This is a genomic window from Pseudoalteromonas sp. SR45-4, from assembly GCF_014163535.1.
Lineage (GTDB): Bacteria > Pseudomonadota > Gammaproteobacteria > Enterobacterales > Alteromonadaceae > Pseudoalteromonas > Pseudoalteromonas nigrifaciens.
The window spans coordinates 1-12559 of record NZ_JACJDO010000009.1 but is presented as its reverse complement, the minus strand read 5'-3'; the positions used below and the strand labels follow the sequence as shown (position 1 = coordinate 12559).

Sequence of the window (12559 nt, the reverse complement as noted above, 5' to 3'; positions counted from 1 at the left end):
AGTGAACTTAGATTAAGATATTTATTCTGAGTACAGCAGGCTAAATAGCACCTTTAATAAAACCCTAAAGGTGCTAAATTTTCTAAACTGTAAACTTATTAACTACTTTTGAAACATTAGCTTACTTAAAAACAATAAACGCCCTTCTCAGCCTTTACTTAATGGTGCTACCATAGAAAACTATAAGCATTAACAATAAAGTATTATGACTATTCATGTTTTATTGGTTGAGGACGACGAATTACTCGTTAAACGCATCCAAAATCATTTTACAAATACCGAGTTTACAATAGAAGTTGACCCTACTGGCGCCGATGCACTGAGCACTATAAGGTCGCGAGTTAATTTGCGCGGTGCTTTTTCATTAGCCATTATTGATATTGTTTTACCAAAGCGCGACGGCTTACAACTTGCAAAAGAGCTAAATACTCTTACCGATATTGGCGTAATTTTATTATCGAGCCGTGATTCACAGGCCGATCGCATTGCTGGCCTTGCCCAAGGCGCAGACGACTACATATGCAAACCCGTAGACTTACTTGAACTAGAGCTGCGCATGCGTGCTTTATATAAACGCATTGCACACTTAAATTCAGACAATGATAAAAACGATGATAACGGCGAAGAGTTTATAGAATATGCCGACTTTAAATTACACCCCGACAACCGCACACTAATTACAGCTACAGGTGCTGAATCGCGCTTAACCGAAGCGGAACATAAAGTACTTATTTGTTTAATTGGTAACGCAGGTAAAGCAACTTCTCGCGAAAAAATATCTGAAGAAATAGGCCAGCCTGATTGGAGCCCAAACGATCGTACTGTTGATGTGTTAATTGGCCGTTTGCGTAAAAAATTAAATGATGAAAAAGATCAAAAGCGCATTGTTACCGTACGCGGCAAAGGTTATATGCTCTCTATTTAGTACTTAGTTAATTGCGCTAGTAAGCGCTCAAAGGCGCGGTAGTTAAGTGCTTCTTTTAGCTCATTTAAGCTAATACGCTCCGCCCCTTTTAAATCACTAATAGTACGCGCTACTTTAATTATTCTATGGTATGAGCGTGGCGATAATGCCAGTTTTTCACTCGCTCTGGCTAAAAACTGCAACTCAGTGGAAGCGAGATCACAATGTATACTCATTTCTTTATTGTTTAACCGCGCATTCACTTTACCTTGGCGTTTTAGCTGCAAATAATAAGCAGCCTCTACTCGCGCTCTTACTACTGCACTGGTTTCTTCGGGTTTGCTACTTTGTAACTCAACACTCGTTAGCCTTGGTAATTCAATTTGTAAGTCAATACGGTCAATAAACGGCCCCGAAACACGCGACAAATAACGCATTACTTGATCAGGCGTTGCCCGCTTATCATTATGGCAACCTGTAGGGCTGGGGTTTAGCGCCGTAATAAGCTGAAACTGCGCCGGAAACTCCATTTGCCTTGCCGCACGCGAAATAGTGACAGTACCAGTTTCCATAGGTTCACGCAGCGAATCGAGCACTTTACGTTCGAACTCTGGCAACTCATCTAAAAAAAGCACGCCATTATGCGCCAATGAAATTTCCCCTGGTTTAGGGTTTGACGAGCCACCGACTAATGCAACGGCAGAGCAGGTATGGTGAGGGTTACGAAATGGCCGTTGTCGCCAATTAGTTAAATCAATCGACTGGCCAATAATAGAATAAAGCGCTGCAGTAGCAATTGCTTCATCATCTGACATGGTCGGCATAATGGTTGCCATACGTTGAGCCAGCATTGACTTACCCGTACCAGGGGGGCCCAAAAATAGTAAGTTATGGCCTCCTGCAGCGGCAATTTCGAGTACTCGTTTTGCCCCAGGCTGGCCTTTCACATCACTTAAATCGAGCAAAAAATCAGGAGCTTGCGTGCAATCTGGGTATTGTATATTTAACGGTAGTGGTTGCTGATTAAGTAAATCGCCCCACACTTCTGCAATAGAGCTTACGGCTTTGCGTTTAACCCCGTTAACTAAACTAGCTAAGCTATCATTTGCCAGTGGTAAAAAACAGCAGCGGTCCTGCTCTTTAGCAGAAAGCACCGAGGGCAAAATAGCATTTACGCCACGTATTTCACCGTTAAGTGCCAGCTCCCCGTAAAACTCATATTTATGAATGTCTGAGCACACTATTTGCCCTGAGGCGACTAAAATACCTACGGCAATAGCAAGATCGAATCGGCCACCGTCTTTTGGTAAATCGGCAGGGGCTAAATTAACAGTAATACGTTGATCGGGAAAACCAAACTTAGAATTTTCAAGTGCGCTACGCACTCTGTCTTTAGATTCTTTTACCGAGGCCTCGGGCAAACCTACAATATGAAAAGCAGGCAAACCATTACCTAAATGCACCTCAACAATCACTTCGGGGGCATTTATGCCCACCTGAGCACGAGAATATATGCGAGCTAACGACATTCCCTATCCTAATAAATACCCTTTAGCTTTAGTTTAGTCGGGATATTTAAAAACGTGTAATACAATACCCCATTTTATGGCAGCAAAACGCAGTAACAGAGTCATCAACATACTCAAAATCATCGCAACTTCAACGATAAGCGAAAAGTTAATACACAAGGTGTACACTATTCCCCCCGCTATACAGGTGGTTGCATAAAGCTCGCCCTTTAACAACATGGGGATCTCCCGGGCAAGTACATCACGAATTAGGCCACCAAAACATCCGGTAATAACCCCCATAATCACTGCTGTCATATCTGGCATACCGGCGAGCAATGCTTTTTGCGTGCCCATTACAGCAAAAAAAGCTAAACCAAACGCATCGGCAATTTGTAAATTATAGTAGGGTATGGTTCTTTGCTTATTTATTAGCCGCGTTGTTAGTAGTATTGCAGCTAAAATTGCAGCAAAATAACTTTGGTCGTGCAGCCAAAATACCGGAACATTTAATATCACATCGCGAACAGTTCCTCCGCCAATAGCGGTTACGGTAGCAAGTACAACAACACCAAAGCCATCCATCTTCTTTTCATACGCTACCAAGGTGCCCGATATGGCAAATACTGCAACACCTATTAAATCAAACCAGTGGTAAAGTTCTGTCATGCCTACTCTTGCTAAAATATTTACGTTACTGCTACATAAGCTACGCTAAGTTTAAAAAAATAACTACTTTTAGCACTAATTAAGCTGCTAAGTTCCTTTTATATTCAAAACTAACCTATAAACCCTATGAGTTAAATTAACCTTTATAGCCGTTTATTGCTCCTTCCTGATTAGCCAATTGAACGTGGTAAACAGTAAAGCGACGGCTTTTGGGTTGTAAGTCATTCACCAAACTTTAGACATAAAAAAACACTCTTTAAGAGTGTCTGTTTATTCTTATTTATTTCAGTGGTTGCGGGAGTCAGAGTTTATGAAGAGTGAACGCATCACGCAGTGACGACGACCTTCGGGTTATGAGTCACTCACTAAATTTTAGACATAAAAAAACACTCTTTAAGAGTGTCTGTTCATTCTTATTTATTTCAGTGGTTGCGGGAGCCAGAGTTTATGAAGAGCGAACGCATCACGCAGTGACGACGACCTTCGGGTTATGAGTCACTTACTAAATTTTAGACATAAAAAAACACTCTTAAAGAGTGTCTGTTTATTCTTATTTATTTCAGTGGTTGCGGGAGCCGGATTTGAACCGACGACCTTCGGGTTATGAGCCCGACGAGCTACCAGACTGCTCCATCCCGCGCCTGAAATTGCATACTTATTTAAAGTTGCTTACATTACAACTTGGCTTCCAATTAAAAATTGGTTGCGGGAGCCGAATTTATAACGACTACCTTTGCTGGCTAATGAAGAGCTGAGACCGACAAGCTTTTCCTTAACTAACACTTACAGTAACCTCAATCCCCTAAAGGAAATTGGTTGCGGGAGCCGGATTTGAACCGACGACCTTCGGGTTATGAGCCCGACGAGCTACCAGACTGCTCCATCCCGCGCCTGTATATTTTAAGTCTATCGACTACTTTATTTTAACTCTTAAGCTAGAGTTTACAGAAACCTCAATCCCCTAAAGGAAATTGGTTGCGGGAGCCGGATTTGAACCGACGACCTTCGGGTTATGAGCCCGACGAGCTACCAGACTGCTCCATCCCGCGCCTGTAATTTCTTTAAAACAAATCCGTAATATTTACGAGCATGCCTTGAAGAGAGCGCTACTATATAGGAATAAACATATAATGCAAGGCTTTAGTTATTATTATTGTTCAAGTGAACAAAAAGCAGGCAGTTGATGTTGTAAGTATTCCCTTTAGTGTGGATTAATCATTTTTTGCCACTCCCAATCAGGGTGTCCCATTACAATGAAGTCTGGGTTTTCAGTACTTTCACGCTGATTATAAGTTAGTGGGTTAAACTCTGCATCGGTAATACTGCCGCCAGCTTGCTCAACTATAATTTGTGATGCGCCCGTATCCCACTCACCAGTAGGGCCGATTCTTAAAAAACAGTCGGCCTTTCCCTCTGCAACAATACATGCCTTTAAAGAGCATGACCCTAAAGCAACAGTAGTAAATTGGGCGTTAAGGTACTGGCTCACTGCTTCAATTTTTTGGCGGCGGCTTACTGCAACCGTTAAGTTATCGGGTGAGGCTACAAATATTTGCTTGTCGCTACCATTTTTACGCTTAAACGCCCCATTATCGGCGCTCGCAAAATAGGTTACCCCTTTTGTTGGCCAATGAATAACTCCCAGTACAGGTTGGTTATTTTCAATGAGTGCTATATTTACCGCAAAGTCGCCACTTTCTAAAATAAATTCTCCGGTACCATCCATAGGATCAAGCAACCAATAACGTTGCCAATGCTGCCTGTCGGCTAATGCTGGGATCGGTGTTTCTTCTGACATAATAGGAATATTGGGTGCTAACGCCTCTAAACCAGCCACAAGCACGTCGTTAGCAGCAAGATCAGCTTTAGTAACAGGTGTGTTGTCTAGCTTTTGCTCTTTACCAATATCGCCATTTTTATAAATAGCCATAATGGCATCACCAGCACGCTCAGCCAATAATATACAAGGCTCTAGTAATTTATTCATCAATGACTCCTGATGCTAAATACTGATCTAATAATAATAAAGCAGCTACACTGCGTGCTTCGGTAAAATCGTCTTGTGTTAATAATGACCGCCAATCGGTTAATGGCCACTTAACAACGACCAGTGGCTCTGGCTCATCACCGGGCAATGTTTGTGAATACAATTGTTTAGCGACCATAATGTGCATGGTGGTATTAAAATGACTTGGCGCTATAGATACCGCTTTTAATCGTTTTAGGTAATCTGCACCAAAACCAACTTCTTCTTTAAGTTCACGGTTAGCGGCTTGCTCTGGTGTTTCACCTGGGTCAATTAACCCTTTAGGAAAACCCAGTTGATAGTCGTTAGTACCAGCGCAATATTCTCGCACTAGTAGTAATTCGTTATCTTTAGTTAACGGCACAATCATTACTGCACCTCGCCCGCCGCCACGAATTCGCTCATATTGACGTTCTTCGTTATTAGAGAATTTAAGTTCTAAAGATTCCACGGTAAATAAGCGACTTTTAGCTACAACTTTATTACTGAGGATTTGCGGTGGTATAGGGTGCTTTTTCTGTGTCATTGGCGTTAATTTGCTATCATGGCAGTTGTGCTTAATCATAAACTTTTCACAGGGAAAAGCCCATGCTAAATTGGTCAAAAATCGATACAGTTTTACTCGATATGGATGGAACATTACTCGATTTACATTACGATAGCCATTTTTGGCTTAACGTTATTCCACAACAGCACGCATTAGCAAAAAATATTAGCTTTGAAGCAGCGCAAGCGGATATTTCAAAACGCTACCAAGCCGTTAGCGGAAAAATACAATGGTACTGCTCAGATTATTGGGAGCAACAGTTAAACCTGCCTATTATGGAACTAAAGCGACAGTCTAAGCACTTAATAAAAGTGCGCGACGATGTGCCGTACTTTTTAACTGAACTTAAAAAAGCAGGTAAAGAGTTAATTTTACTTACTAACGCCCACCCTGAGTGTGTAATGCTTAAATTTGAGCAAACTGCAATTGATAACTACTTAGATGGAGTCGTATCGACTCATGAATATGGGGTAAGTAAAGAGCAACAAAGCTTATGGCAACAGGTGCAAAGTGACTTAGGATTTAACAAAAGCCGTACGCTTTTTGTTGATGATAGTGTTCCTGTACTCAACGCTGCACGCCAATACGGTATTGAACACTTGCTTGCGGTTGCAAACCCAGACAGCCAGCAACCACATAACGATATAGCCGATTACTTAAATGTTACCGACTATCGCAAGCTAATTTAATTAATTTAGCGCAAACTATTTTGTTGGGTATCGTGCTTCTAAGCCTTCGTACACTAATTTTGCAAAATCTGCATGTTCGGTATCAAGGCTTTTAACAACGTCTACTAAATGCTCGTTATCTTCTTGGCCGCCCCACACTTTTATGTAACTGCCATCTTTATAGCCATGATCTTGACGGAAGAAGTTTAAGGTGTTTTTACCCACATAACCTCGGTATAAATCGTCAATATTCATACCTATTTGCGCCATACAACCTGCAAAAGCAGCCGCATTAAAGGTTTTATCTGCAACAGCAGATGCCGCCAACACTTCCAGTGTTTGCTTAAAGTCATCGGCTTGATAGGCAGTGCTTAATTCTTGCTCAAGCTGTTTAGCTATTTTTTCGTAGCTGGTAATACCGTCAATTCTGAGTGATAAGCCAAAATGAAAAATATCCACTAACTCTAAAATAACTTGTTCGGTATCAGGCGTTTGTTTTTTCCACCATTTCCAACCGTAATGATCGAGCATTTCTGCACACTCAACCCAAATGGCTCTGTACCAATCAAACCCTTGGCTAAACCATTGGTCATGTACTTTGGTATTCATGGCATTTTGCATTTCTAGCATCACTACTAGTTTGTTTAAATTGGCAGACATATCAATTCCTGTCATTTTTGATTAGCTAAATTTTCATTGGTGTAATAATACAGATAAAATGCTTGTTGTGCATTGCTGTATATTTTCATTAGTGTGCTAACTATGTTTATCGTGACGTCGTAAACTCATGCCATGAATCAATTAGGTCAATAAAATCTTCAAAACCACAACCACTGCTTAGGCCATTTTCTTCAAGCATTAAATCGTCGTCTTGATAAGCCATAAGATCTTCACTGTCTTGGTGCAGAGCATGGGCTTCAAATAGAGCTTCGTCTTTCGTTAAAATTAAATCTATTTCTTGGCCCTTTAGCGTTAAAGGCTCAAAGCTTGAACTCACCGATGCAATAAGCGCTTGCACCATAGCTATTTTATCTTTGCCTATTTCTTCGTTTAACCAGCGGCCAATTATGGCATGCTCGCTACTTATTTTAATGCGTAATCCGCTAATTGGATCGCGAATAAATTGATATTCCATACGTATCGCTTTTAAATCGTTAGTTGCGCAATTATATACGTAAATAGCAGCAGACGCTAAAAAGCAAAATAGCGCCAAAAGGCGCTATTTTATAAAGCTTTAATATTAATTACGTCACGATCTATAACGTGCTGCATCAATAATTGCCCAAACATATACAATAGCGGCAATTATTCCTGGCACAATTAAAAACCATAATGCCGCACCACCAAAAAATAATATAGCGAATATAAGCGCGGCAAGAATACGCCCTTGCACTAACTGCCCTAAACCCGGGAAAAATATATTACATAATGCTGCGATTACGTTACCGCCTGAACCTTGTCCTGCCATACTAACCTCTGTAGTTTATTTAATTTTATATTTTAGCTATAGAATTACTTACACACTCTATGCCAATTTAATAAATGTTACAAATCATATAGTTGTATTTTTATCAGTTTAACGCTGTGGTGATTTTTACTAAATTGAGGTCAAATTAGTAATTTTCATTATATCTTTTTAACCTTTTCCGTTTTTGATTTGCTATCAAGCTACTAGTTTAGAACATAATTTTATGAATAGCTGTGTATAAAAACAGTATTTTATTTAGCCTAACAAAAACACCTGCTATACTGCCCGCATTATTGATTAAAAAGGCGTAACGATGGACGTTTCACAATTACTCGATGGCTTAAACGACAAACAACGCGATGCCGTTGCAGCCCCACTACAAAACATGCTGGTATTAGCAGGTGCTGGGTCTGGTAAAACACGAGTGTTGGTTCATCGTATTGCTTGGCTAATGCAAGTTGAGCAAGCCTCAGCGTATAGTATTTTTGCGGTTACCTTTACTAATAAAGCAGCTAAAGAGATGCGTACTCGCGTTGAAGAGACGCTAAAAGCGCCGGTTGGTGGTATGTGGATTGGTACTTTCCATGGTTTGTCGCACCGTATTTTACGCGCGCACCACCGTGAAGCAAAATTACCCGAAGCATTTCAAATTTTAGACTCAGACGATCAGCTACGTATGATCAAACGTTTATTAAAATCGATGAATATTGATGATAAAAAATGGCCCGCTAAACAGTTTGGTTGGTACATAAGCGCTAAAAAAGATGAAGCACTTCGCCCTAAAGATATTCAAGCCTACGATATTAACGAGCAAATGATGCTGCGCGTGTACGCGGCGTATCAAGAAGCATGCGACAGAGCAGGCTTAGTCGATTTTGCCGAAATACTACTGCGCAGCTACGAAGTACTCAAAAATAACCCTACACTACTGCGCCATTATCAACAGCGCTTTGCACACATGTTAGTAGACGAGTTTCAAGACACCAACACCATACAATACGCATGGTTAAAACTACTTGCTGGCGACTCCAATAGTATTATGATTGTTGGCGATGACGATCAGAGTATCTATGGTTGGCGCGGTGCAAAAATAGAAAACATTAAACGTTTTTTAACTGACTTTAGCGCAGAGACCATTCGTCTTGAGCAAAACTATCGCTCTACCGCCACTATATTAAAAGCCTCAAATGCCCTGATCCAAAATAACTCAGAGCGTATGGGTAAAAGCTTATGGACCGACGGTAACGAGGGCGAACCTATTTCTATTTACGCCGCATTTAACGAGCTAGACGAAGCGCGTTTTGTAAGTAGTAAACTGCGTAGTTGGTTAAATGCCGGCAATGCGCTGCAAGATGCGGCTATTTTATATAGAAGTAATGCGCAATCACGTGTACTCGAAGAAGCCATGCTACAAGAAGGCCTAAAGTATCGTATTTATGGCGGCATGCGATTCTTCGAACGCCAAGAAATTAAAGACGCCCTGTCGTACTTACGCATAATAGGTAACCGTCAAGACGATGCTGCATTTGAACGAGTAATTAATACTCCAGCTCGTGGTATTGGCGATAAAACGCTAAGCCATATACGCGACTGTGCACGCGCCGAATCGTTACCACTTTGGTATGCAGCAAAAGCAATTGTAGAGCAACAACATTTATCTGGCCGCGCTTCTGGTGCAGTGAGTAAGTTTGTCGAACTAGTAGAGCATATTGAAGATAAAATTAGCGATCTAACGCTACATGAGCAAGCTAAGTACGTTATTCAAACTTCTGGGTTAATGGCAATGTACCAAGCCGAAAAAGGTGAAAAAGGCCGTGCCCGAGTAGAAAACTTAGAAGAACTTATTAGCGCTTGCGATCAGTACGAATTGCCTGAGGAAGAAGAATATAGCTCTCCTCTACAAGGCTTTTTAGCGCATACCTCGCTTGAATCTGGTGAAGGACAAGCAGAAGAGCACGAAGACGCCGTACAAATGATGACATTGCACTCAGCTAAAGGTTTAGAATTTCCGTTAGTGTTTATGGTTGGCGTAGAGGAAGGTATGTTCCCTTCTCAACAAAGTAATGAAGAGTCTGGCCGTTTAGAAGAAGAACGCCGCCTTTGTTATGTAGGTATGACCCGCGCTATGGATAAACTATATATTAGCCATGCCGAAAGCCGTCGTTTATACGGACAAGAAAAATACCATACACCATCGCGCTTTTTACGGGAAATTCCCGAGGACTGTGTTGAAGAAATTCGTATTAAAACCCAAGTATCTCGACCACCCGCTGCAGGGCGTTTTAGCGCATCAGTTAGTCACGCTGCATTTGAAGATAGCGGCTTTAACTTGGGGCAACGTGTACTGCATGCTAAATTTGGTATTGGTACAGTACTTAATTACGAAGGTGCGGGTGCGCAATCTCGCGTACAAGTCAACTTTGATGATTTAGGTAGTAAGTGGTTAGTAACGGCATATGCAAGACTACAAGCTATATAAAAAGCAGCTCATACAACTAGAGCAACAATTAGCTGGCGCGCATCACCGCCAGCTAGTGCTTGTTACTGGCAATGATAATTGGTGCTATGAGCTGACAAACTCACTAGTACAAAATACTAATACACTTACTCTATCTAAACATTGTGCACTTAAAAATGCTCAATGGCCTGCACACATTCACCAAATATTAGGACAAGAATTTACCCACGCCATTTACGATGGCTTTAGTGGCTTATACCCCGATAAGTTGGCCGCAATTACTGGTACAGTTAGAGCTGGCGGAGTATTGTTTGTATTACTTCCTGAGCTGGGTAACCTAAATAACTGGCAAGATCCCGCATTAAAAAGTGTCCAGTCTCATGGCCACAGCAATCAATATAGTTTATTCAATCAGCGTTTCAGCTCTATTATTAAAAGCTTACCGGCCTTGCATTACAGTGAAGAATTTGGCTGCATCAATAATAATTATAACTATGTCCTGCACAGTAATATTGATTTTGAACCGCAGAAAAACTGCGTAGCACAAATAGTAAAATTAGCTCATGGACGCGCCAATAGACCGCTACTGATCAATGCAGATAGAGGCCGAGGAAAGTCAGCCGCATTAGGCCTAGCAGCCGCAAAATTAGCTGATAAAAATGTAATTATTTGCGCCACTCAATTTAGAGCAACACACAGCAGCTTTAAACACTTAGCTGCACAGCTAAATGTTAATTACGATCCATTACAAAAACAGCTTGCTAACATGCAATATATTGCGCCAGACGCTCTGTTAAATGAGCTTCCCGAGTGTGACGTACTCTTAGTAGATGAAGCTGCTGCTATCCCAGTGCCTATGTTATTAAGCATGTTAGCGCATTATCCTCGTATTGTATTTGCAAGCACCTTAGTAGGTTATGAAGGCAATGGTAGAGGCTATACAATTCGCTTTAGTCAATATATTAAAAACCACTACAAAGCTTCTAAAGTAATTACTCTTGATGAGCCATTGCGCTTTGCTAAGCACGATCCACTTGAGCAGCATATTCGCAGTTTATTAGCACTTGATGCACAGTATCAAGAGACTAATAGCAATAAATCGCAGATTCCTAAGCATAGTGAAGTAACTCAGCAACAACTCGTAACTGATGAAGCACTATTGTGCCAAGTCGTTGCTTTGCTTGCACTTGCTCATTATCAAAGTAGTGTGAATGATTTACGCCAGTTGTTAGATGCGCCATCGCAACGCATATTTATCAGCAAAATAGACAAGCAATTAGTGGGTGTATGCTTAATCGCGATAGAAGGCGGTTTAAGTGAAGAACTTACTGAGCAAGTTATAAATGGTGAGCGCCGCCCACAAGGGCATTTAATGGCGCAAACACTTGCACAACTGAGCTTTAACAGTGATTTTTTAACTCATTTAAGTGCGCGAGTTGTCCGTATTGCAATTGATCCAAGCTCACATAATTGTGGCCTAGGAAAAGCATTACTGAGCTATAGCGAGTCACAAGTAAAAGAACAATGTACTTGGTTTGGTGCTAGTTTTGGTGCCACTGCACAATTGCTAAAATTTTGGCAAAGCCTAGGCTTTAATGCTGTTAAATTAGGTTACCAACGCGACAAAAGCACTGCTGAGCACGCAACTTTAGTTGTTAAATCTCTTAATGCACCACAACAAAGTTTACAGTCACTGATTAAACAGTTTCAATACGAGCTTTTTTATGGCCTATTAAGCCACTTTAAGTCATTAGAATGGCAACTGGTTAGCACATTACTGCGCTCATTTAATGATGAGGTAATAGCTTCTGATACGTTAAGGTTATTTACACAGCAACTCAGCAGTAACCGCTTTACTATTTCACCCACTCTCTGGCGTTTAATTAGCCAAAATCCTGTTATAATTACTAGGATAGCAGCCAATCAGCAGCAACTTTTAATTCAAACAGTTTTACAACACCATACCGATGAGCAACTTATTAAAAATTTAAATCTCAGCGGCAAAAAGCAATTAGAACAACTGTTTAGAAACACAACAAACATACTCGCAAAGCAACTTTCTTCATAAAGCCATTTCACTTTTCTGCAGACGTAAAAAAGCCCGAATCGTTAAATTCGGGCTTTCTACAATTTGGAGCCTGGCAATGTCGTGGTGCCCACAGCAGTGGAGAGTCACATAGCAAATGCGTGAGCGTCTAGCGAACTACACCTATGTTTTAAAATTCCAGGGTAACAAGCTGTCGATATCGGGCTCAGGCTGGCACAGTTCATCAAGGCAAGCACAGATGTAATTAAATGGGATTAGACCATT

11 protein-coding genes and 3 tRNA genes are annotated in these 12559 nt (G+C 41.0%); 4 read left to right on the top strand and 10 right to left on the bottom strand.

Features of this window, described 5'->3' with window-relative positions; translation table 11 throughout:
- Nucleotides 1–205: 205 nt before the first annotated feature.
- Nucleotides 206–925, top strand: a complete 720-nt coding sequence (locus tag H5058_RS05925; protein WP_011326853.1) for a response regulator transcription factor — start codon at nt 206–208, stop codon at nt 923–925.
- Here H5058_RS05925 and H5058_RS05920 read toward each other — a convergent pair.
- From H5058_RS05920 to nudE, 7 genes are all read right to left on the bottom strand, one after another.
- Nucleotides 922–2433, bottom strand: a complete 1512-nt coding sequence (locus H5058_RS05920) for a YifB family Mg chelatase-like AAA ATPase (protein ID WP_182677307.1) — start codon at nt 2431–2433, stop codon at nt 922–924. The two genes, H5058_RS05925 and H5058_RS05920, sit on opposite strands and share 4 nt — an antisense overlap.
- A 33-nt stretch (nt 2434–2466) precedes the next feature.
- Entirely contained in the window at nt 2467–3081 is a 615-nt protein-coding gene (locus H5058_RS05915) for a trimeric intracellular cation channel family protein (protein ID WP_182677305.1), read from the bottom strand.
- 563 nt (nt 3082–3644) lie between these two features.
- A tRNA-Met gene (locus H5058_RS05910) sits at nt 3645–3721 on the bottom strand.
- A gap of 173 nt (nt 3722–3894) precedes the next feature.
- Nucleotides 3895–3971, bottom strand: a tRNA-Met gene (locus H5058_RS05905).
- 82 nt (nt 3972–4053) lie between these two features.
- Nucleotides 4054–4130 (bottom strand) — tRNA-Met (locus tag H5058_RS05900).
- 152 nt (nt 4131–4282) lie between these two features.
- Nucleotides 4283–5068 carry a 3'(2'),5'-bisphosphate nucleotidase CysQ gene (gene cysQ / locus H5058_RS05895; protein ID WP_011326850.1) on the bottom strand — a complete coding sequence of 262 codons (786 nt, stop codon included), beginning with the start codon at nt 5066–5068 and terminating at the stop codon, nt 4283–4285.
- Nucleotides 5061–5633: an ADP compounds hydrolase NudE gene (gene nudE, locus H5058_RS05890; RefSeq protein WP_011326849.1), complete on the bottom strand. Its 573-nt coding sequence runs from the start codon at nt 5631–5633 to the stop codon at nt 5061–5063. Before nudE ends, cysQ begins: the two co-directional genes overlap by 8 nt.
- A gap of 62 nt (nt 5634–5695) precedes the next feature.
- Here nudE and yrfG point away from each other — a divergent pair, with 62 nt between their 5' ends.
- Nucleotides 5696–6343, top strand: coding sequence for a GMP/IMP nucleotidase (yrfG, locus tag H5058_RS05885; protein WP_011326848.1), 648 nt, complete (start codon nt 5696–5698; stop codon nt 6341–6343).
- Between the two features lie 15 nt (nt 6344–6358).
- Here yrfG and H5058_RS05880 read toward each other — a convergent pair whose 3' ends face one another.
- The 3 genes from H5058_RS05880 to H5058_RS05870 all read right to left on the bottom strand — a co-directional run bounded on the left by H5058_RS05880 (nt 6359) and on the right by H5058_RS05870 (nt 7790).
- Complete coding sequence (locus H5058_RS05880; protein ID WP_182677303.1) at nt 6359–6982, bottom strand: dUTP diphosphatase; 624 nt, start codon at nt 6980–6982, stop codon at nt 6359–6361.
- A gap of 106 nt (nt 6983–7088) precedes the next feature.
- A complete protein-coding gene (locus H5058_RS05875) occupies nt 7089–7457 on the bottom strand; it encodes a YacL family protein (RefSeq protein ID WP_182677301.1) in 369 nt (122 codons plus the stop codon).
- Nucleotides 7458–7571: 114 nt separating this feature from the next.
- The gene (locus tag H5058_RS05870) at nt 7572–7790 is read right to left on the bottom strand and encodes a hypothetical protein (protein ID WP_182677299.1); all 219 of its coding nucleotides are present in this window, start codon (nt 7788–7790) and stop codon (nt 7572–7574) included.
- Between the two features lie 313 nt (nt 7791–8103).
- On the opposite strand from H5058_RS05870, the gene uvrD reads away from it, so the two are divergent.
- Together uvrD and H5058_RS05860 are read left to right on the top strand one after the other, a co-directional pair.
- The gene (gene uvrD / locus H5058_RS05865; RefSeq protein WP_058372303.1) at nt 8104–10269 is read left to right on the top strand and encodes a DNA helicase II; all 2166 of its coding nucleotides are present in this window, start codon (nt 8104–8106) and stop codon (nt 10267–10269) included.
- Nucleotides 10247–12316, top strand: a complete 2070-nt coding sequence (locus H5058_RS05860) for a GNAT family N-acetyltransferase (protein WP_182677297.1) — start codon at nt 10247–10249, stop codon at nt 12314–12316. Before uvrD ends, H5058_RS05860 begins: the two co-directional genes overlap by 23 nt.
- Nucleotides 12317–12559: the final 243 nt, after the last annotated feature.